Origin of the sequence: Flavobacterium sp. MK4S-17, assembly GCF_009848495.1 — a bacterium.
In the GTDB taxonomy this organism is placed as follows: Bacteria; Bacteroidota; Bacteroidia; order Flavobacteriales; family Flavobacteriaceae; genus Flavobacterium.
In genome coordinates this window covers 41833-63592 of record NZ_WWEP01000018.1, presented here as the reverse complement: position 1 = coordinate 63592, position 21760 = coordinate 41833, and the positions used below count along the sequence as shown (strand labels likewise).

Annotated in this window: 17 protein-coding genes; 15 read left to right on the top strand and 2 right to left on the bottom strand. The window is 39.9% G+C overall.

The features are described from left to right. Window positions 1–21: 21 nt before the first annotated feature. From GSF09_RS08040 to GSF09_RS08020, 5 genes are all read left to right on the top strand, one after another. The gene (locus GSF09_RS08040; protein ID WP_236564860.1) at window positions 22–4569 is read left to right on the top strand and encodes a translocation/assembly module TamB domain-containing protein; all 4548 of its coding nucleotides are present in this window, start codon (window positions 22–24) and stop codon (window positions 4567–4569) included. 208 nt (window positions 4570–4777) lie between these two features. Next, complete coding sequence (gene pfkA / locus GSF09_RS08035) at window positions 4778–5764, top strand: 6-phosphofructokinase (RefSeq protein WP_159800433.1); 987 nt, start codon at window positions 4778–4780, stop codon at window positions 5762–5764. A 27-nt stretch (window positions 5765–5791) separates the two neighbouring features. Then, entirely contained in the window at window positions 5792–6793 is a 1002-nt protein-coding gene (gap, locus tag GSF09_RS08030; protein ID WP_159800432.1) for a type I glyceraldehyde-3-phosphate dehydrogenase, read from the top strand. A gap of 169 nt (window positions 6794–6962) precedes the next feature. Further along, complete coding sequence (locus GSF09_RS08025; RefSeq protein WP_159800431.1) at window positions 6963–7811, top strand: BadF/BadG/BcrA/BcrD ATPase family protein; 849 nt, start codon at window positions 6963–6965, stop codon at window positions 7809–7811. Window positions 7812–7820: 9 nt separating this feature from the next. Beyond that, a complete protein-coding gene (locus GSF09_RS08020; RefSeq protein WP_159800430.1) occupies window positions 7821–8195 on the top strand; it encodes a methylglyoxal synthase in 375 nt (124 codons plus the stop codon). On the opposite strand, the gene GSF09_RS08015 is transcribed toward GSF09_RS08020, so the two are convergent. Continuing rightward, window positions 8176–8556: a RidA family protein gene (locus GSF09_RS08015; protein WP_159800429.1), complete on the bottom strand. Its 381-nt coding sequence runs from the start codon at window positions 8554–8556 to the stop codon at window positions 8176–8178. The two genes, GSF09_RS08020 and GSF09_RS08015, sit on opposite strands and share 20 nt — an antisense overlap. 34 nt (window positions 8557–8590) lie before the next feature. After that, window positions 8591–11332, bottom strand: a complete 2742-nt coding sequence (locus tag GSF09_RS08010) for a putative LPS assembly protein LptD (protein WP_201309336.1) — start codon at window positions 11330–11332, stop codon at window positions 8591–8593. A gap of 84 nt (window positions 11333–11416) precedes the next feature. Between GSF09_RS08010 and GSF09_RS08005 the strand changes: the two genes are divergently transcribed. The 10 genes from GSF09_RS08005 (at window position 11417) to GSF09_RS07960 (ending at window position 21754) form a co-directional block, all read left to right on the top strand. Beyond that, window positions 11417–12541, top strand: a complete 1125-nt coding sequence (locus tag GSF09_RS08005) for an N-acetylmuramoyl-L-alanine amidase (protein WP_159800428.1) — start codon at window positions 11417–11419, stop codon at window positions 12539–12541. A gap of 54 nt (window positions 12542–12595) precedes the next feature. Then, window positions 12596–13540 carry an MlaD family protein gene (locus GSF09_RS08000; protein ID WP_159800427.1) on the top strand — a complete coding sequence of 315 codons (945 nt, stop codon included), beginning with the start codon at window positions 12596–12598 and terminating at the stop codon, window positions 13538–13540. Window positions 13541–13569: 29 nt separating this feature from the next. Beyond that, entirely contained in the window at window positions 13570–14901 is a 1332-nt protein-coding gene (locus GSF09_RS07995; RefSeq protein ID WP_159800426.1) for a (Fe-S)-binding protein, read from the top strand. Beyond that, window positions 14901–15362 (top strand): phosphoheptose isomerase, encoded by a 462-nt coding sequence (locus tag GSF09_RS07990; protein ID WP_159800440.1) that lies wholly within the window; start codon window positions 14901–14903, stop codon window positions 15360–15362. The genes GSF09_RS07995 and GSF09_RS07990 overlap by 1 nt, the downstream gene beginning before the upstream one ends. Before the next feature lie 3 nt (window positions 15363–15365). Continuing rightward, on the top strand, window positions 15366–16160 hold the full coding sequence (locus GSF09_RS07985) for a (Fe-S)-binding protein (protein ID WP_159800425.1): 795 nt from the start codon (window positions 15366–15368) through the stop codon (window positions 16158–16160). Window positions 16161–16162: 2 nt separating this feature from the next. Then, window positions 16163–16645: an ABC transporter ATPase gene (locus GSF09_RS07980; protein WP_159800424.1), complete on the top strand. Its 483-nt coding sequence runs from the start codon at window positions 16163–16165 to the stop codon at window positions 16643–16645. 82 nt (window positions 16646–16727) lie between these two features. After that, a complete protein-coding gene (locus tag GSF09_RS07975; RefSeq protein WP_159800423.1) occupies window positions 16728–19643 on the top strand; it encodes a glycoside hydrolase family 3 N-terminal domain-containing protein in 2916 nt (971 codons plus the stop codon). 3 nt (window positions 19644–19646) lie between these two features. Continuing rightward, a complete protein-coding gene (locus GSF09_RS07970; protein WP_159800422.1) occupies window positions 19647–20102 on the top strand; it encodes a DUF1801 domain-containing protein in 456 nt (151 codons plus the stop codon). Window positions 20103–20183: 81 nt separating this feature from the next. Further along, window positions 20184–21317, top strand: a complete 1134-nt coding sequence (gene bshA / locus GSF09_RS07965; protein ID WP_159800421.1) for an N-acetyl-alpha-D-glucosaminyl L-malate synthase BshA — start codon at window positions 20184–20186, stop codon at window positions 21315–21317. After that, a complete protein-coding gene (locus GSF09_RS07960; protein WP_159800420.1) occupies window positions 21314–21754 on the top strand; it encodes a protease complex subunit PrcB family protein in 441 nt (146 codons plus the stop codon). Before bshA ends, GSF09_RS07960 begins: the two co-directional genes overlap by 4 nt. The last annotated feature ends 6 nt before the right edge of the window (window positions 21755–21760 follow it).

Genomic DNA, 21760 nt, shown 5'->3' with positions numbered 1-21760 from the left:
AAATAGTAAAAATTCCTACTTTTGCTACAAAAACCGCAAAGGCTGCCAAAAGGCAAATTTAAAACAAATAGCAGTATCAAAAAATTTAAAAAAATACTTATACGCACCATTATAGGCATAGTCCTGTTTTTGCTGCTGCTTGGCATAGCTTTATCATTACCTTTTGTACAAACCCGTATTGCCCGTTATGCCGCCAATACCATTAATGAAGATTTTGGCACACATATACAGATAAACAAAGTTGCCATTACACTGTTTGGCAGCGTTAAGTTAAAGGGTGTTTTGGTGCTGGACCACCATAATGATACTTTAATATCGGCTTCTAAACTGCAAACCAACCTGCTTAGCTTCCGCAATGCCGCGAAAAGTAACCTGCAATTTGGAGATATCAAGGCGGATGGCCTTATTTTTCACCTGAAGACATATAAAAATGAGGAAACAACCAATCTTGATGTTTTTGTAAATGCTTTTGATGATGGCAAGCCGGGGTCAGGCAAATTCAGGCTCAGGGCAAAGAATCTTGATGTAACCAACAGCAGGTTCAGGCTGACAAATGAAAATAACGCTACAGCAAAAATACTTGATTTTAAAAAGCTTAACGGCAACCTTGATAATTTTTATATTAAAGGGGGCGATGTAAGTACCGACATACAAAAGCTTTCACTGCTGGACCACAGGGGGCTTTTTGTAGAGAACCTTAAGGCTGGCTTTGCCTACACAAAAACCAATATTGTACTGAATAACCTTAATCTTGTAACTTCTGAATCCAAACTTTCAGGTGCAGTTAAGCTTACCTATACAAGGGAGGATATGAAAGATTTTGTTAATAAGGTTAAGTTTGATTTCAGGGTGGACAAGGCAAGTATTGCTTCCAACGAGCTTAATTATTTTTATAATGAGTTTGGCAAAAACCAGAAATTTTACCTTTCCACTACTTTAGAGGGGCCGCTTAATAACTTTGTGCTTCATAACCTGCGGTTGCTGGACGATAACCGCTCCGAGATTATTGGTGAAGTAAATTTCAGGCAGTTATTTAGCAAGCAGGGCCCCGGTTTTTATATGGATGGCAATTTTGACCGTGTGTCATCGGATTATAATACCCTCAGGAATATTATGCCGGGTATTTTGGGGAAAAGCCTTCCGGCAGTTTTGGAAAAACTTGGCAGGGTTGACCTGGTGGGTAATGTGCTGCTTACTAAAAAAGACCTGCAAACCGATTTATATGTAATGTCGGCTTTGGGAGAAGCTGATGCAAAACTTTCCATAGCTGATTATAACAAGCCTGACCTTGCTACATATAAAGGCATTATTGACCTTGATGCATTTAATATAGGTGCAGTTATAGATGATAAAAGCATTGGCAGGGCTACAGCCCATCTTAATGTTAACGGCAAAGGGTTTAACCAAAAATCATTAAACACAGTAGTAAAAGGCGATATTAAGAGTTTTGTATTCAACGGATACAACTATACGAAAATTGATGTTGACGGGCGCATGAAATGGCCTTACTTTAAGGGTTATGTAAACAGTAATGACCCTAACCTTATGATGTCGTTTGACGGGCTTGTGGATATGAGCAAAGCAAGGAATAATTATGACTTCCATGCGCAGATTGACTATGCTGACCTTGTGTTGCTTAACTTTATGAAAGAGGATACGCTTTCAATATTTAAGGGCGATTTACTGTTTGATGCATCGGGAAACAATTTAAACAATTTAGCAGGCAAGCTCCAGATTTCAAGGCTTTCTTACCAAAACAGCCTTGACAGTTATTATTTTGAGGACTTTTTTATAGAGTCTTCTTTTGATGATAAGAATATAAGGACAATAACCGTAAACTCCAAAGATATAGTAGAAGGCAGGGTTAGGGGTATTTATGATACCAAAGAGCTGCCAGAGCTTATAGAAAATGCACTGGGAAGCCTTTATACAAACTATTCCCCGCATAAAGTTAAAAAGGGGCAGTTCCTAAATTTTGATTTTACCATTTACAATAAAATAGTTGAAATACTTTTACCTGATGTAGATGTTGGTGCCAACACCACACTGCGGGGCAGGATAAATGCTGATAAAGGAGATTTTCAGTTGCTTTTCAATTCGCCTAAGATATCAGTCAGTGAAAATTATTTTAATAATATACGGATAGATGTCAATAACAAAAACCCTTTGTACAATGCTTACGTAAGCATGGACAGCCTTCGTACCAATTTATACAAGGTTTCTGATTTCAGCTTGATTAATGTTACGCAAAATGACACCCTTTACCTTCGCACAGAGTTTAAAGGCGGTAATGATGCCAGGGACTTTTTTAACCTTAACCTTTACCATACTATTGATAAGGATAACAAATCGGTGGTGGGTTTCAAAAAGTCGGAGGTTAACTTTAAGGACTACCTGTGGTACCTTAATGAAAACGATTCCCGAGATAATAAAATAGTTTTTAATAAAAAACTGACTGATTTTACCATTGATAAGATATCACTTTCGCATAACGACCAAAAAATGGAAGTGGGCGGTGTTATAAGGGATTCCACCTATAAAGATTTAAAACTCTCATTTAAAGATGTTGACCTTGAAAAAATAACCCCGTCACTGGATAGTATTAATTTCAGCGGACTTCTTAACGGTGAGGTAAGCCTTAAACAAAACCGCTCGGAATTCCAGCCCACATCTACGCTTATTATTAATGATTTAAAGATTAATAAGCATTTGCTGGGCGACCTGGATTTACAGATTTATGGTGACAGGTATTTGAAAAAATTTAATGTTAGTTCCTCAATATTCAGGAATGACGAGGAAGCATTATATACATCAGGTACAATAGAAGTTGACAATCAGCAAACCAACCTGTCGCTTGATGCCAGCTTTACTGATTTTGATATAGGCTTCCTTGAGGTTTTCCTGCATTCAGTATTCCCCGAAATGCGGGGAAAGGCATCGGGCAGGGCAGCTATAGTAGGTAATATTAAAAGCCCGGAAATTGATGGTCAATTGTACCTAAAGGATGCAGGCCTGAAAGTGGGCTACCTTAATACCGATTATAATTTTGAGCAAAACTCTATAGTTAATATAACCGAGCGCCTTATTTTGTTCAGGAATATTGAGCTTACCGATACAAAATATAATACAAAGGGCAGGCTGAACGGCAGCGTAAAACACAATATATTTAAAGACTGGGAACTGGATTTGAGCCTTACCAGCGACAGGATGCTTGTACTGGATACGGAAGATAGTGATGAGGCCTTATATTATGGTACTGCCTTTATAGAGGGAACTGCATCAATAATGGGGCCTACAACAGCCCTGAATATAGATGTACAGGCAACTTCTGCCAACGGTACAGATATTAAAATACCTATAAATAATACGTCAGGTGTCGGCAACAGTTCTTTTATTCACTTTACCAGCCCCGAAGAAAAGAAAAATAAAGGCAAAGGCATACAGGAAATTGCCACCCGTACCTACAAAGGGCTCGAAATGAATTTTGACCTTACTATAACACCTGATGCGCACCTGGAGGTAATTATAGATAAGAACACCGGGCATAGCCTTATGGCAAATGGCAACGGTAACCTGTTGCTGGAAATAAATACGTTGGGTAAGTTTAATATGTGGGGCGATTTCCAGGTTAGGGAAGGGTTGTATAACTTTAAATACGGGGGGCTTCTGGACAAAAAATTTGTTGTGCGGGAAGGCGGTTATCTGGTTTGGGAAGGCGATCCTACAAAAGCAAGGCTAAACCTTGAGGCAGTTTACAAAACCCAGGCAAATCCCTCAATTCTACTGGAAAACCCTAATTTTAACCGTAACATACCTGTTGAGGTGGTTATTATGCTGAATGGTAACCTTAGCAATCCGCAGCCAGACTTTGCAATTGAATTTCCAAGTGTTAGTTCTGTCGTAAAATCAGATTTGGAATACAGGCTTAGCGATAATGATATGAGGCAGCGGCAGGCACTTTCGCTATTATATTCAAGAACGTTTTTAAGCCCTACCAACGCTAACTCTGTAGCTTATGGAAGTTTGTTTGAAACAGCCAGTAGCTTGTTCAACGATATTTTTGCCGATGATGACAGTAAGGTACAGGTAGGTTTTAACTATGTACAGGCAGACAGGAACCCTTATGTAGAAACCAATTCACAACTGGGGCTAACGCTTTCCTCACAAATAAATGACAGGATTACAATAAACGGGCAGCTTGGTGTGCCTGTGGGTGGGGTTAATGAATCGGTTATTGTGGGTAATGTGGAAATACAACTGCGCCTTAATGAAGACGGTACATTAAAAGCAAGGGTATTTAACCGTGAAAATGATATTAACTTTTTAGGGGAAGGTATAAATTATACACAGGGTGTAGGTTTAACTTATGAGGTTGATTTTGATACTTTCCGCGAGCTTTTACGTGAAATATTTAAAAAGGCACAGAAAAAGGAAACAGATACTAATAACCCTGCCAATGATATACCGGACTCCGACCTTTCGCCGGAATTTATTAAATGGACTGAAAGCAGGAATAAGAAAAAACAAAATAATCAAAACCAGCCTAACAGGATACCGGAAACTGATTAATCTGTAATTTTTATCAGATAATATTTTATTATACAAAAAAAAGCAGCTTATAATTCAATATATAAGCTGCTTTTTAGTTTTAAATATTATAAATGTAAGAAAAACTTATTAACGAAAACGTTTGAAATGTTACAGATTTATTAATGGATTGCAAAAACGAATAAATTAATGATATAAAATTATTAATTTTACAATCAAATATTAAAAAATGTCAACAAAAGTGAAAAAAATAGGCGTGCTGACATCCGGGGGAGACTCGCCCGGAATGAATGCTGCTATCAGGGCCGTGGTGCGTACCTGTGCTTACCATAACGTAGAATGTGTGGGCATATACAGGGGGTATCAGGGTATGATTGAAGGCGATTTTAAAGAAATGGGACCCCGTTCGGTAAATAATATAATTAACAAGGGAGGTACAATACTTAAATCGGCAAGGTCTAAAGAATTCATGACAGAAGAAGGCCGTAAAAAAGCATATGAAAATTTAAAGTCGGCTGGTATTGAAGCACTGGTTGTAATTGGCGGTAACGGCAGTTTTACAGGCGGGCTTCTTTTTAATAAAGAATTTGGTTTCCCCGTTATAGGCATACCCGGCACTATTGATAATGATATTTACGGTACCAGCTTCACCTTGGGGTATGACACCGCACTTAACACAGTAGTGGAAGTTATAGATAAAATAAGGGACACAGCCAGTTCGCACAACAGGCTTTTCTTTGTAGAGGTTATGGGGCGCGATGCGGGGCATATAGCACTTAATGCAGGTATAGGCGCAGGTGCCGAGGAAATACTGATACCTGAAGAGGATATGGGGCTTGACAGGCTTTTGGAATCACTAAGGAAAAGTAAGGCATCAGGAAAATCGTCAAGCATAGTGGTTATTGCAGAGGGCGATAAAATAGGCAAAAATGCATTTGAGCTTAAAGATTATGTGGAGGAAAACATGCCTGAATATGATGTGCGTGTTTCCATACTTGGGCACATGCAGCGTGGCGGTTCGCCTTCGTGTTTTGACAGGGTACTGGCCAGCAGGCTGGGCGTTAAGGCTGTAGAAACAATACTGGAAGGAAAATCCAACTATATGGTTGGGCTTATAAAAGACGAAATTGTACTTACGCCACTGGAACAGGCGGTTAAGGGCAAATCGCAGATTGATAAAGAATTAATAAGAGTTTCGGACATAGTTTCGATATAATTAAAGATAAACTAAAATCACAAACAAATGGCAACAGTAAAATTAGGAATAAATGGTTTCGGTAGAATAGGTCGCATCGTATTCCGCGAAACCATGAACAGGGATAATGTAGAGGTAGTAGCTATTAATGACCTTCTTGATGTAGATCATTTAGCTTACCTTTTAAAATATGACTCTGTACACGGAAACTTTAAAGGAGATGTTGAGGTTAAAGACGGTAACCTTTATGTAAACGGGAAACAAATAAGGGTAACAGCAGAAAAAGACCCTGCAGTACTTAAATGGAATGAAGCAGGTGTTGATGTAGTAGCCGAATGTACAGGTATTTTTACAACACTTGAAAAAGCACAGGCACATATTACCGGCGGTGCAAAAAAAGTGATTATTTCTGCACCATCGGCAGATGCACCTATGTTTGTAATGGGGGTTAACCATGAAAAGGCAACCGCGGCCGATACTATTGTATCAAATGCATCATGTACTACAAACTGCCTTGCGCCACTTGCAAAGGTTATTAATGATAACTTTGGTATTGAGGAAGGCTTAATGACAACCATACATGCTACAACAGCTACACAGTTAACTGTTGACGGCCCTTCAAGGAAAGATTTTCGTGGCGGGCGTGCTGCCTTACTTAATATAATACCTGCAAGTACAGGTGCGGCAAAAGCAGTAGGTAAAGTAATACCTGAACTTAACGGCAAGCTTACAGGTATGTCTATGCGTGTTCCTGTAGCTGATGTATCGGTAGTTGACCTTACCGTTAAACTTAAAAAAGAAACTTCTTATGAGGAGATAATGAGCGTGCTTAAAAACGCTTCAGAAACTTCTATGAAAGGTATTCTTGGCTTTACGGAGGATGATGTAGTATCACAGGATTTTATTTCAGATTCAAGGACAAGTATTGTAGATGCCAAAGCAGGTATAGGGCTTAACTCTACTTTCTTTAAAATTGTATCCTGGTATGATAATGAGTACGGGTATTCAAGCAAGCTTATAGACCTTGCTGCGCATATAGCGTCTCTTTAATATTATTATCCCGCCTGTACATTTGTAAAGGCGGGATTTTTTATTTTTATAAGCGAAAGCCAAACCCAAAGCTTAACCTTAATTAAACTTAAAAATATAACTAAACCCACAAACTTAACTTAAAACTAACTCAAAAAACTAACCCAAAAAACTAACCCAAAAAATCAAAATGAAATTATTAGTAGACAGTGGTGCCACAAAAGCTGACTGGATTGCCCTTGATGACAACGGCAACAGGTTATTTACCACACAAACATTAGGCCTTAGCCCCGAAGTTATTGGTAAGGAAGAGGCCATAGAAAGACTGGAAGCGCGCTTTGATATTTATAATAACAGGAACGATGTTACAAGCCTTTATTTTTATGGTGCAGGTTGCGGTACCGACAGGATGAAGAAGTTTATGACCGACATTTTCCGTGAGTTTTTTCCAAAAGCTGAGGTTTCTGTTAAAGAAGATACCTATGCGGCAGCCTATGCCACAAACCCTGCAAAAGATAAGGCTATTATATGCATACTGGGCACAGGCTCTAACTGCAGTTATTTTGATGGCGAGGAGCTGCACCAAAAGGTACAGTCTTTAGGCTATATTGCCATGGATGATTGCAGCGGTAACAGGTTTGGCAGGGATTTGCTTCGTGCTTATTACTTTAATAAGATGCCAAAGCACCTTTCGGAAATTTTTGAAAAAGAATATGACCTTGACCCGGACACGATAAAGCATAATTTATATAAAGAGCCTAATCCTAACGCATATCTTGCTACATTTGCAAAGTTTCTTATACAGCATAAAGATGATACCTTTATAAGGTCGCTTATTTTTGATGCAATGCAGGTGTTTATTGATAATTATATAACACAATATGAAAATGCGCACGAAGTGCCTGTGCACTTTGTAGGCTCTATTGCATTTTACCTGAAGGCCGAGCTTGCCGAAATAATGGCAAAAAACAACCTGAAGCTGGGTAATGTGCTAAGAAGGCCGATTGACGGGCTTATTGAGTACCATAAACTGGATTAACAATATAAAATGGAAATAGCTATTATTGCACACGATGGCATGAAGGCCGAAATGGTGCAGTTCCTTAATAAAAACAAGGATATACTTATTAAAGAAGGCATAAAGCTGATTGCCACAGGCACAACCGGAAGCAAGGCCGAAAAAGCCGGGTTTAAAGTAAAAAAAATGCTTTCAGGCCCATTGGGCGGCGATGCGCAGATAGCAGCAAGGGTTGCGGAAGGAAAAACCAAAATGGTTTTCTTTTTTAAAGATCCTTTGGCAAGCCACCCACATGAGGCAGATATAAATATGCTGATAAGGGTTTGCGATGTGCACAATGTGCCGCTGGCCACAAACCCTGCCAGTGCCGAGTTGTTCCTCCGGGCTATTTCACAGCAATCATAGATATTTCCACATTAACATTTTTAGGCAGGCATGCCACCTGAACCGTTTCTCTTGCAGGAGCGGTTTTTTCATTAAAATAATTCCCGTAAACTGAGTTTATGCGGGAAAAATCATTCATGTCGCTTATAAATATAGTAGCCTTTATTACATTTTCAAAAGTCATTTCGGCAGCTTCAAGAACAGCTTTCATATTTTCCATTACCTGCTTTGTTTCTTCTTCTATAGAACCAAGCACCAGTTCACCGCTTTCAGGATGAATTGCAATCTGGCCTGAGGTGTATAAGGTATTGCCTGAAAATATAGCCTGGCTGTATGGCCCGATAGGCGCGGGTGCCTTATCGGTAAAAATTACTTTTTTCATAAAGTTGGTTGTTATATTATTTATTTAAGAAGTACTATCGTAATACCCTGTCAGGAACCTGGCGTTTTTCCCACTTAATATCGCTTAATACAGATGATTTGATGCCTATAAAGAACGACCAGTATTTATTAACGCCCATAGGTACCCAGTTAAAGTCCATCCTCCAGCTTAAAAGGTCGCGTTCAAAACGCAGCTGGGTAAAAGTAACCCCCTTTTGTACAAAATCATAACCTGTTGAAAAGCCCATTTTCCATTTGGGCGTAATATCCATATTACCCGATACCATTATTGAGTTTCCTGTAATTTCCTTTTGCCTTCGCGCGTTGGAGTAGGTAAGGGAATAGGCAAGCCTTAAGTCCCATGGTAGTTTGGCATTATAAAAACCTCCCGAACTTTTATCTTCGGTTGTATTTTCTTCCTCTTCATCAAACATGCTGGTACGGTTATCGCTCAGGTCGGTTGCTGTACCAAAAAGGTCGTCTTCACGGCCACCGTTACGCGCTGTTTGGCTATCCTTATTGTTTCCTGCACCCGATTGGCCGTCTTTACTGCTGTAGGAGTAATTAACGGTAAAGTTTGCCTGTGTAAGCCTGAAAAGGCTGCCTCCGTTGTTTATATTATAAGTATCAATCCTTCTGCCGGCATTATCTAAGGCATAAGGATCTAGTATAGATGTAAAGTTAACATTCATTTTATCTTTTAGCAGGTTAGTACCTGCCGATACCCTTAATTCTGCCCAGTTTAATGAGTCGGCTGCCATATCATAAGCCGTCTGGAAATTAAGGTTATTTAGCAGCATTATCTTTTTAGGCTCGGTAGCTGTTTCATCTTCATCGTTTCTAACCTTTGCCTCAAAGGTGTTATTTACGCCTATGCCTATACTGCTGGCGTACCTGTTGCCCGGTGTGCCGAAAAGCCCCCCTTCAAAACGGCTGTATTCCCTGTAGGTGGTTCCGGCGGCATCAATAGGGTGAATATCCCAGTATTGGTCAAAAGATGGGGTATAGGTATAGGACACTGACGGGCGTATTACGTGGCGTATAGCCTGTATTTTTTTATCTTCGCCAAAATTAAAAGTACCATATATGGTAGTACCTATGCTTGAAGAGAAGTTGTAGGTACGGAAAGAATCAAAACCCCTAACATCGCGCACAACCAAAGTATCGGTATATTCTTTCCTTATAGTATTAAAAACCCATGTTTCCTGATAGTTTGTACTCGCAGAAACACTAAAATATTTAAAAATCTTAAAGTTAGTTGATAATGGGATGGTATGCTGAAAGCCAGTACGTGCGTCCCTGAACATTTCCGGCTTAAAGAAAAGCGAATCTGTAGTCTGGATGCTATTTTCGCCACGCACCGTATATTGCAGGTTTATATTTTTAAAAATACCTTTTTTAGGCTCATCGTCCGAAGCAAAAGGGAATATCCTGTCAACGCTGGCCTGGAAGGTTGGCAGGCTCATGTCAATCCTTTCGGTATTGGTATTTTGGGAATGCCTTAATGCTGCCGATATATTTACCTGCGGTACAGTGCGTATTGTTCCTGTATAGGAAATAGAGGAAGTAAGTGTATTATTCAATGAGGCACCAATATTACTGGTATTTAACGACTGCCTGAAGTACTGTGACGAAGCCACGTTTACATTTGCAGTAAACCTGTGGTTAGGGTTGGCCTTAGGGTCCTGGTTATGTGTCCACTGGATGCTGTATTGCCTAGTCTTGGCATAATTGGGGAAACCTCTTTCGCTTTGCACAGTATTTTCAAAACGTAGGTTTAGGTTACCGTTAAACTTATAGCGCAGGCCGTAGTTGGACTGGAACCGTAGCCCGTAGCTGCCATTGGTATAATAGTCGCCCAACACCGTAAGGTCATAATAATCACTTAGGGCAAAATAATAACCCCCGTTCTGCAAAAAGTAACCCCTGGTATTATTCTCGCCAAAAGTAGGGACTATAAAACCGGATTCGGCTTTATCCGTCATCGGGAAAAATGCAAACGGTAGTGCCAGTGGTGTGGGCACATCGGCAATAACCATGTTAGTAAAGCCTACCACTACCTTTTTACCCGGCACAAGCTTAATCCTGTCCGTATAAAAGTAATATTCAGGATCGTCAATATTTTTTGATGTAGTAAAGCGTGCACCTTTTATAAAGTAAACCGAGTCGTTTTCCTTTTTTGTAATCTCGCCCTTTATTCTGAACTCTCCCTGGTCTGACCTCGAATTCCAAACCCTTGCCTTTTTTGTTTTGGTATTAAAATGTATGGAATCGGCTTCTACCACATTGCTTCCCTGTTTAAAATAGGGTAGTTGCGAGTAGTTGCCCAAAGAATCTTTTATACGGCCTGCATACACTTCATCCTTTTCATAATTCATTATAATTATGCCTGCCTTTAGTTCAATATCCTTATAATACAGTTCGGCCTCATTATACAGGGTAAGCTCTTTTTTCTTTTGGTCAAGCTTTTCATAGTCCTTTGCTTTCCTCTTTATAATAGCATCAAGCCCTGATTTATTTTTTTTAACACTGTCATTTTTTACAGGCTTAATGGTATCCTGCAATGCAATTGTTATAGTATCTTCTGCTGCGGGTTTAATGGTATCATTCTCTTTTACAGTGGGTATCGGTTTTGTTTTTACAGGTATTTCCTGCGCCGAAATTTTAAAGCATCCCGTTGTTAGGAAAAATGATAATAAAACGATATGAAATAAGTTTGTACGCAACGGTTTTAATACTATTTTTGTAAAAATGTGGCTTATTTTTTGAAGTGTCAAACTTACGATATTTTTGGTAAAATTGAACAGCAAATATAAATAACCATATAACCCATACCTAAGAGGAATAATATCAATATTACAATGAGAGGGAACTTGAAATTAAAACTGGCTTTTATCGCATTTATTATACTGGGCAACGTGTCTTTCGGGCAGCAGGCTTCCAAATTTAAAGTTGTGCTGGATGCCGGCCACGGCGGAAAAGACTATGGGGCTATATATCATGGTTTTATAGAAAAGAATATAGCACTTAATGTAGCACTTAAGGTGGGCAGGCTATTAGAAAAAGATCCATCTGTACAATTGGTATATACACGCAAGACGGATGTATTTATTGAGTTGACAGAAAGGGCTAATATTGCTAACAACAACAATGCAAATATTTTTGTTTCCATTCACTGTAACGGTGCCGCCAATCAAACCGCATACGGTACTGAAACGTTTGTAATGGGTATTACGCGTAATGCTTCAAACCTTGAGGTGGCTAAAAAGGAGAATGCCGTGGTTACCATGGAGAAGGATTATAAAATCAAGTATAAAGGCTATGACCCTAATTCGCCCGAATCGTTTATAGGGCTTAAAATTATGCAGGAAGAATACCTTGACCAGAGTATTGAACTGGCAAGCAAAATAGAAACAGCCATAAGCACCGACCTTAAAAGAAAAAGCCGAGGTGTAAAGCAGGCAGGTTTCCTTGTGCTTCGCGACATTTATATGCCCAGGGTTTTGGTAGAGCTTGGCTTTATTTCCAATAAAAATGAAGGGAATTTCCTTAATTCGGAGGCTGGTCAGGACAAATTGGCTGAAGGGATTGCTGAGGCAATACTAAGCTACAAGAAGGAATATTTTATACCTATAGGCAGTACCGATTACCAAGAACCTGCTGTAGTAAAAGAAACAAAACCCAAAGCTGAGGTGGTGGAACAGAAACCCGCAGCTAACCCGGAAACGGCAAAAGGTGTGGTTTTTAAAGTACAGATTGCAGCAAGCGGGAAAAACCTGGAACTTGTGCCTGAAAACTTTAATGGGCTTAATGACCTTTCAAAAGATGAAAGTACTTCTGTAATAAAATATTTTTACGGGCAGACTTCGGACTATGCGGCATCAAGGCAACTTCTTGATGAAGCGAAATCTAAAGGGTTTACCTCGGCATTTGTAGTAGCTTTTAAAGACGGTAAAAAAATATCGTTGCAGGAAGCTTTAAAATAATATTCACATTTTAATAAATATATTTGTCCTACATTTGTTAAAAAATAACCTATTTTGAAAGTAACAAGAGAAGTAAAAACAGCCATACTGGTTATAGGAGCAATACTGGTATTTATTTGGGGGTACAGTTTTTTAAAAGGAAGGGATTTATTTAATTCCTACAAAACCTTTTATGTGGTGTATAATGATGTGGAAGGGCTTTCACCTTCTGCTCCCGTAACGCTTAACGGACTTACGGTTGGGCAGGTAACAGGAATAACATTTACTGACCATGCCACAGGAAAACTAAGGATTGAAATGCAGGTAAAAACAGATTTTCCTATATCTAAAACCAGTCATGCAACATTATATGAGCCCGGCTTACTGGGAGGAAAACAGATAGCAATAATACCGGATACCGATAACCGTGAACTGGCCGAAAGTGGAGATTACCTTGTAGCAGGCTTGAAACCGGGTATGCTGAGTGTTGTGGGTGAAAAGCTTTCCCCGTTACAAACAAAGGTGGAAGCAACTGTTGTAACTGCCGACAGCCTTTTAACCAGCCTTAATAATGTGTTTGATGAAAGGACACAGGAAAATATTCATGTTGCCATAGCGGAACTGAGCAATACCATGAAGGAATTCAGCAAGGCGGCCCGTTCCGTAAACGGTATGGTGGCAAGCAACAGGGAAAATATAGACGGAACATTAAGCAACCTTAATGCAACTACTGAAAATCTTGCTAAAATTACAGATTCAATAAATTCTGCCAACCTTGCCCACACTGTAAGGAGGCTTGAGCATACCCTTGCTAATGTTGACAGCATTATAAGCGATGTTGAGCACGGCAAAGGCTCTATTGGAAAATTGCTTAAAGATGACTCGATGTACAACAATCTTGACGGGGCATCTAAAGAACTGAAGGAACTCCTTGCCGATATAAAAAACAACCCAAAGCGCTATGTGCATTTTTCAATATTTGGCAAAAAGGGTACACCTTATGAAGAAACAAAAAAATAACCATTGCTAAAGCAGGCTTATCTTTTACTATGAGTTATATAGACAATATTTTATTTGTACTGATTTTTGCCGCAGGCATAGGCTTTTTTGCCTTTAATGTAAAAAAGCTTATCCGTAATATAAAGCTGGGCAGGGATGCCGACCGTTCAGATAATCCCGGTGCGCGCTGGGGCAACATGGCACTTATTGCGTTAGGACAGTCAAAAATGGTTAGGCGGCCTGTTGCGGGCATATTGCACATTATAGTTTATGTAGGCTTTGTTATTATTAATATTGAACTGCTGGAAATAGTTATTGATGGTATTTTTGGTACCCACAGGCTGTTTTCATTCATGGGCGGCTTTTATGGGTTTTTAATAGGCTTTTTTGAAATATTAGCTTTTGCGGTTATTTTTTCAGTAGTTGTTTTCTGGATAAGGAGAAATGTTATAAAGCTTTGGCGTTTTGCACATGGCGACCTTAAAGGCTGGCCGCATAACGATGCCAATTATATTCTGTATTTTGAAACAGTATTAATGTTGCTGTTCCTTACTATGAATGCTGCTGACCATTATTTACAGGGAGTTGGCGCCGATCATTATGTACAGGCCGGTGCATTTCCAGTTTCTGGGTTTATATCGCCGTTGTTTGAAGGGATGTCGCAGGACACGGTTATAATTATTGAACGTGCTGCGTGGTGGCTTCATATAACAGGTATATTAATATTTATGAACTACCTGTATTATTCAAAACACCTTCATATCCTTCTGGCTTTTCCAAACACATATTATGCAAACCTTAAGCCTAAAGGTAAATTTGAAAACCTTGAATCGGTAACCAATGAGGTAAAGCTTATGATGGACCCGAATGCAGACCCTTTTGCTGCTGCCCCGCCAGCTGCCGAAGGAGATGTGCCGGCAAAGTTTGGTGCGAGTGATGTTCAGGATTTAAACTGGGTGCAGCTTATGAATGCTTATACCTGTACTGAATGTGGCCGCTGTACGGCATCCTGCCCTGCCAACCTTACCGGTAAAAAATTATCTCCACGAAAAATAATGATGGATACCCGCGACAGGCTTGAAGAAGTGGGTAAAAATATAGATAAAAATAAAGGCACATTTGTAGAAGACGGTAAAACACTACTTTTTGACTATATAACGCCCGAAGAGATTTGGGCCTGTACTACCTGCAACGGTTGTGTTGAGGCATGCCCGGTTAATATTGATCCGCTTTCAATCATCATGGATTTAAGGAGGTTCCTTGTAATGGAGCAAAGTGCTGCCCCAACAGAGCTTAACGGCATGATGACAAATGTTGAAAATAACGGCGCACCATGGCAGTACAGCCAGATGGACAGGTTAAACTGGAAAGAAGAGCTATAATGAAGAAAGAAGATATAGATAAAAACTTGCAGCCCCTAACCGAAAATGGGGAGCATGTTAGCCCCATACTTCCACCGGGAATAAAGAATTACCTTATAGATATTGACGGTACTATTTGTGATGATATACCAAATGAGGAGCCGGAGCGTATGGTAACTGCAGAAGTATATCCTGATGCACTGGAAACCTTAAACAGGTGGTATGACGAAGGGCATATAATATACTTTTTCACTTCCAGGACAGAAGCACACCGTGAAGTAACGGAAGAATGGCTTAACAGGCATGGTTTTAAATACCATGGCATGCTTATGGGCAAGCCACGAGGTGGTAATTATCACTGGATTGACAACCACCTTGTAAAAGCTACAAGATACCGAGGGAAATTTACAGATTTAATTGACAAAGCGGTTACCATACAGGTTTTTGATGATGGTAAGCACGATGAAGATGAGATATTATAAGATATGGCAGAAGAAATTTTGACAGTTCCGACTATGGCCGAAATGATGGCGCAGGGAAAACAGCCCGAAGTTCTTTTTTGGGTTGGCTGTTCCGGCAGTTTTGATGACAGGGCCAAAAAAATAACAAAAGCATTTGTAAAGCTGCTTAACCAGGCAAATGTATCGTTTGCAGTATTGGGAACAGAGGAAAGCTGTACGGGCGACCCTGCAAAGAGGGCAGGGAATGAGTTTTTGTTTCAGATGCAGGCCATGATGAATATACAGGTGCTGGATGGGTATGAAGTAAAAAAGATAGTTACGGCATGCCCGCATTGTTTTAATACAATTAAAAATGAATATCCCGGCTTAGGCGGTAATTATGAGGTGGTGCACCACACACAATTTCTAAAATCGCTGCTGGATGAAGGAAGGCTAAGCATAGAAGGCGGGCAGTTTAAAGGAAAACGCATAACTTTTCATGACCCTTGCTATTTAGGCCGTGCCAATAATATATATGAAGCCCCGCGCGACCTTATTGAAAAACTGGATGCTGAACTGGTGGAAATGAAACGTTCGCGCAGGAACGGCCTATGTTGTGGTGCAGGTGGTGCACAAATGTTTAAGGAGCCGGAACCCGGCCGTAAGGATGTGAATGTGGAGAGGACTGAGGATGCCCTTGAAACACAGCCGCAGATTATAGCTGCAGGATGCCCTTTTTGCAATACCATGCTTACAGATGGTGTTAAGGCTAAAAACAGGGAAGCCGAAATTGAAGTTATGGATGTGGCAGAACTTATTGCCAATGCAAAGGATTTATAATTATGTATGTACCTTTTGAAACGCTGCCGGAAGAATCAAGGATCTGGATATACCAGTCCAACAGGAAATTCTCTGATGAAGAAATAGCGGAAATAGACAATGCCTTAAAAAATTTTATTGAAAACTGGGCAGCACATGGCACCGGGCTTGAAGCTTCTTATTTAATAAAATACAACAGGTTTATTATACTGGCTGTAAACCAGGAGGTTCAGGCTTCCACAGGCTGTTCTATAGATGCCTCTGTGCATTTTATACAGGAGCTTGAAAAGAAATATGATGTGGAGTTGCTTGATAAAATGAATGTTACCTTTAAAATGGGGGAGCATATAACGCACAAGCCTTTAATTGAGTTTAAAAAAATGGCCAAAGAAAAGGCTGTATCTGCTAATACTATTGTATTTAATAATCTCGTTAATACAGTAGGAGAATGGCAGGATTTTTGGGAAGTACCTGCTGCTGAAAGCTGGCACAGCCGCTTCTTTTAAAAGATGCTTTCGGCACAGTATAAATATAAATCATCATTATTTCCTTGTAATGATGATTTTTAATTTAATAAAGAACAGATTAATGAGGTTATCGGTACTGGTTTTTTTCTTGGTTATAAATACAGTTTTTGCACAGCAGGAAAAGATATTTAACGATTATGAGTCGGCAGCTGAACGCAAATGGGTTGACAGCATTTACAATAAACTATCTTTTGATGAAAGGGTAGGGCAGTTATTTATGGTAGCTGCCTATTCCAACAAGGATATGGAGCATGTAAAAAGTATAGATAAGCTTGTAACCGATTATAAGGTTGGCGGACTTATTTTTTTTCAGGGCGGCCCGGTAAGGCAAGCCAAACTAACCAACAGGTACCAGGCAGAGTCGGAAGTACCGTTATTTATAGGTATAGATGCAGAGTGGGGGCTTAGTATGAGGCTTGATTCAACCTACCGTTATCCCTGGAATATGACTTTGGGCGCGGTACAGGATATGAGCCTGTTGGAAACTATGGGAGAGCAGATGGGTATGCAGGCCAACAGGATGGGCATACATTTTAATTTTGCCCCGGTACTGGACATTAACTCAAACCCCGCCAACCCTATTATCGGCAACCGCTCATTTGGGGAAGACAGGCAAAATGTGGCCGAAAGGGCACTGGCATTAATGAGAGGCATACAGAGCCAGGGTATTTATGCAACAGGAAAACACTTTCCGGGGCATGGCGATACTGCCTCTGATTCCCATTACGGATTGCCTTACCTGCCCTTTGACAGGCAGCGATTAGATAATATAGAATTTTACCCTTATAAAAAACTTTTTGATGAAGGTTTGGCAAGTATAATGGTGGCACACCTTAATGTACCGAGTATAGAAGCTGCCAAAAATTATCCCACCTCTATTTCCTATAATGTAATTACCAATATCCTTAAAGGTGAGTTGGGCTTTAAAGGGCTCATTTTTACAGATGCACTTAATATGAAAGGTGCCAGCAGCTATATGCAGCCGGGCGATATTGACCTTGAAGCGTTTTTAGCAGGTAATGATGTTTTGCTTTTTGCAGAAAATGTACCTGTAGCCATAGAAAAGTTCCGTCAGGCATTTGTGGATAATGTACTTACGGAAGAAAGGCTGTCTTATTCGGTAAAAAAGATTTTAGCACACAAATTCAGGGCAGGGCTTAATAATTATACACCTGTAGACCTTCAAAATCTTTATAACGACCTTAATGCAAGCGAATATGAAGACCTTAATTACAAGCTTTATGAAAACGCAGTTACGGTACTTAAAAATGATGAAGGGCTATTGCCTGTAGAACATATTGAAAATGAAAAAATAGCTTATGTAAAGCTTGGTGATGATGACGGTTCGGTTTACCTGAACACATTGCAGAAATATACTGAAGTTACTGAAATTAAAGAAGACAGCCTGCACTTGCTGATGGAAAAGCTTAAGGATTATTCAACAGTTATACTTGGCTTTCATAAGGCAGACGGTGCATGGAAAAAGCATGATTTTACCGCTAAGGAACTAACCTGGATTGATAGTATTGCAAAAAATAATAAAACTATTTTAACCGTTTTTGCTAAGCCTTACACACTTATACCACTAAAAAACTACAGGAATATAGAAGGCGTTATAATGGCATACCAAAATAATGAAATTGCCCAGACAGTGGCTGCAGAGATTGTATTTGGCGCCATAGGCTCAAAAGGGAAACTGCCGGTAACCATTGCCGGTTCATTCAGGCTTAATCAGGGAGTGCAGACAAGGGAGTTGGGCAGGCTTGGCTTTACAACACCACAAAATGCGGGAATGAATACAGCATGGCTTACAAAAATTGATTTAATTGCACAACGTGCCATTAACGAAAAGATGACGCCCGGCCTTCAGGTACTTGTGGCAAGGAAAGGCAAGGTGGTTTACCAAAAGTCTTTTGGTTACCATACGTATGATAATGATATGAAGGTAAGGAATTCTGATATTTATGATGTGGCATCGCTTACCAAAATACTTGCTACCCTGCCTAACATAATGCAGCTTTATGACAGAGGCGAGTTAAAGCTTGACGATAAGCTCGGCAAATTACTTCCTGTTTTTGCCCATACTGATAAAAAAAATATAACTTTAAAAGATATGCTTTTGCACCAGGCAAAATTCCAGCCCTGGCTGCCTTTTTACAAGGCAACGCTTGATGCCGGCAAGCATCCTGATTCCACTTATTACAGTAAAATGTATAGTGCTGAATTTCCGTACCAGGTGGCAGAAAACCTTTATTTAAGGAAAGATTACCAGGATACTATAATTGCCCGTATTGCTGAAAGCAAACTTTTAAGAAAAAAGGAATATAAGTATAGTGATTTTACCTTTATACTGCTTAAGGAATATCTTGAAAATAAAACAGGCAAGAAGCTTGACATACTAAGCAATGAAAATTTTTACAAGCCGCTTGGGGCATCTTATACTACTTATAATCCGCTGCGAAAGTTTGATATGAGCATTATACCGCCTACAGAAATAGATAATTATTACCGTTACCAGGTTATACAGGGTTATGTGCACGATATGGCAGCCGCAATGCAGGATGGTGTAGCAGGGCATGCAGGACTGTTTTCCAATGCTATGGATGTAGCCAAAATTATGCAGATGTACCTTAATAAGGGTACATACGGAGGAAAAGAGTATTTTTCTGCCAAAACATTTGATACTTTTAATACCTGTTATGATTGCCGGGAAGGCAATAGGCGAGGCCTGGGCTTCGACAAGCCGCAAATAGAAAAATCAGGGCCAACCTGCGGCTGTGTATCAAAATCCAGCTTTGGGCATACGGGCTTTACAGGTACTATGGCATGGGCCGATCCTGAAACTGAAATCGTTTATGTTTTCCTTTCCAACAGGACATATCCTGAAGCGGGAGAAAACAGGCTATCTAAAGAAAATATACGTGAAGATATACAAAAGGTAATACAGGAAGCTGTTTTGCCTGAGCCTAAACCATAATTTATGCAATCAGAAGCAAAAACCACATCAGAATACCTGGAAAGCCTGCCCGAAGACAGGAAAAAAGCTATGGCAGGACTGAGGGATACTATTTTACAAAACCTGCCTGAAGGCTTTAAGGAAACCATGGCTTATGGCATGCTTGGCTGGGTAGTGCCACATTCGGTATATCCTGCGGGCTATCACTGCAATCCTGAGCAGGCACTGCCTTTTTTAAGTATTGCCTCTCAAAAAAACTTTATTGCCCTGTACCATATGGGCTTATATGCTGATAAAGGGTTATATGTCTGGTTTGTGGCTGAATATCCAAAACACTGCAAAACAAAACTGGATATGGGTAAAAGCTGTATCCGTTTTAAAAAACCGGAGCTTATACCTTTTACGCTTATTGGCGAACTTGTTGCAAAGATGACGCCTAAGCAATGGATTGATTTGTATGAAGCACAGTTGAAACGCTGAGTAAAGAATTAGCATTAATTGCGTAAAAAGCAGGCTTAGCCTGTTTTTTTTATTTAAATTCGTTACTTCATTAAACAATCTATGAAAATTGCAATAGTATGTTACCCAACCTTTGGGGGCAGCGGGGTAGTAGCTACCGAACTGGGGTTGGAGCTTGCCCGGAGGGGGCACGAAATACATTTTATTACCTACAGCCAGCCCGTAAGGCTTGCGCTGCTTAATAAAAATATCCATTATCACGAAGTACATGTACCCGAATATCCTTTGTTTTTATACCAGCCTTATGAGCTTGCGCTTTCAAGTAAGCTGGTAGATATGGTAAAACTGCATGGCATAGAACTGTTGCACGTTCATTATGCGATACCCCATGCCTATGCAGGATATATGGCAAAAAAGATGCTTAAGGAACAGGGCATAAAAATACCGATGGTTACCACACTGCACGGCACAGATATTACACTGGTAGGCAACCACCCAACGTATAAACCAGCCGTTAGTTTTAGTATAAACCATTCCGATGTGGTTACATCGGTATCACAAAACCTTAAAGACGAAACCTACAGGCTTTTTGACATTAACAGGGATATAGTGGTAATACCAAATTTTATTGAGATTGACAGGAGCAGGATGGATGTAAATTCGCAATGCCACCGCTCCATGATGGCTACCGATACACAAAAGATAATAACCCACATAAGTAATTTCAGGAAAGTAAAACGGATACCCGATGTTATCAGGATATTTTATGAAATACAAAAACAGATTCCTTCAAAGCTGATGATGGTTGGTGATGGGCCGGAACGAGTACCCGCCGAGAGGCTTTGTGAGGAGCTTGGCATTAGTGATAAGGTTATATTTTTTGGGAATAGTAACGAAATAGGGGAGATTTTATGTTTTTCCGACTTGTTCCTTTTACCATCTGAAACAGAAAGCTTCGGGCTTGCAGCACTGGAGGCCATGGCTTGCGGTGTACCTGTAATATCGAGCAATACAGGGGGCTTGCCGGAAGTTAACAGAGAAGGGTATTCCGGGTATCTGGGAAATGTGGGCGATGTGCAGGAAATGGCCAAAAAGGCATTGCACATACTTTCTGATGATGACAGGCTATTTCAGTTTAAAACAAATGCCCTTAAAGTAGCCGAAGAATTTGATATACAGAATATAATGCCGTTATATGAACAACTATACCGTAAAGCTTTAAAACAACACACATGAAAAAATTAGTAAACCTGGCTCTGCTTTTAGTTATTGTAACAAGCTGCCATATTAAAATTGTAAATAATATCAACACACCGGGAATTAGTTTTAAAGTCTTAAAAGAAGAATCGTATGGGGGCAGGGAAAATGAGTCGCATGAAGTAGTAACCGGCAAACAGGGGCTTGATGCACTTTATAAGGAACTCGGGCTGGGCACCCCTCCCGATGTAGACTTTACTAAAAATAATGTTGTGGCCATTTTTATGGGACAAAAAAATACAGGCGGTTACAGCATCAGTGTTAAGAGCATTACGGTTGATGATAATAATACGGTAACAGTAAAGGTAAGGGAAACCAGGCCGGATGGAGGTATGGTTACTACAGCCTTAACCTCACCATACTGTATTGCGGTTATACCAAAATCAAAGGAAGTAATTGTTGAGTTTGAGGAGTAATTCCTT

Bases quoted from the DNA above. Each gene is read 5' to 3' on its own strand.
- pfkA (WP_159800433.1), top strand. From the start codon at position 4,778: ATGTCAACAAAAGTGAAAAAAATAGGCGTGCTGACATCCGGGGGAGAC.
- gap (WP_159800432.1), top strand. From the start codon at position 5,792: ATGGCAACAGTAAAATTAGGAATAAATGGTTTCGGTAGAATAGGTCGC.
- GSF09_RS08025 (WP_159800431.1), top strand. From the start codon at position 6,963: ATGAAATTATTAGTAGACAGTGGTGCCACAAAAGCTGACTGGATTGCC.
- GSF09_RS08020 (WP_159800430.1), top strand. From the start codon at position 7,821: ATGGAAATAGCTATTATTGCACACGATGGCATGAAGGCCGAAATGGTG.
- GSF09_RS08015 (WP_159800429.1), bottom strand. From the start codon at position 8,556: ATGAAAAAAGTAATTTTTACCGATAAGGCACCCGCGCCTATCGGGCCA.
- GSF09_RS08005 (WP_159800428.1), top strand. From the start codon at position 11,417: ATGAGAGGGAACTTGAAATTAAAACTGGCTTTTATCGCATTTATTATA.
- GSF09_RS07995 (WP_159800426.1), top strand. From the start codon at position 13,570: ATGAGTTATATAGACAATATTTTATTTGTACTGATTTTTGCCGCAGGC.
- GSF09_RS07990 (WP_159800440.1), top strand. From the start codon at position 14,901: ATGAAGAAAGAAGATATAGATAAAAACTTGCAGCCCCTAACCGAAAAT.
- GSF09_RS07985 (WP_159800425.1), top strand. From the start codon at position 15,366: ATGGCAGAAGAAATTTTGACAGTTCCGACTATGGCCGAAATGATGGCG.
- GSF09_RS07980 (WP_159800424.1), top strand. From the start codon at position 16,163: ATGTATGTACCTTTTGAAACGCTGCCGGAAGAATCAAGGATCTGGATA.
- GSF09_RS07975 (WP_159800423.1), top strand. From the start codon at position 16,728: ATGAGGTTATCGGTACTGGTTTTTTTCTTGGTTATAAATACAGTTTTT.
- GSF09_RS07970 (WP_159800422.1), top strand. From the start codon at position 19,647: ATGCAATCAGAAGCAAAAACCACATCAGAATACCTGGAAAGCCTGCCC.
- bshA (WP_159800421.1), top strand. From the start codon at position 20,184: ATGAAAATTGCAATAGTATGTTACCCAACCTTTGGGGGCAGCGGGGTA.
- GSF09_RS07960 (WP_159800420.1), top strand. From the start codon at position 21,314: ATGAAAAAATTAGTAAACCTGGCTCTGCTTTTAGTTATTGTAACAAGC.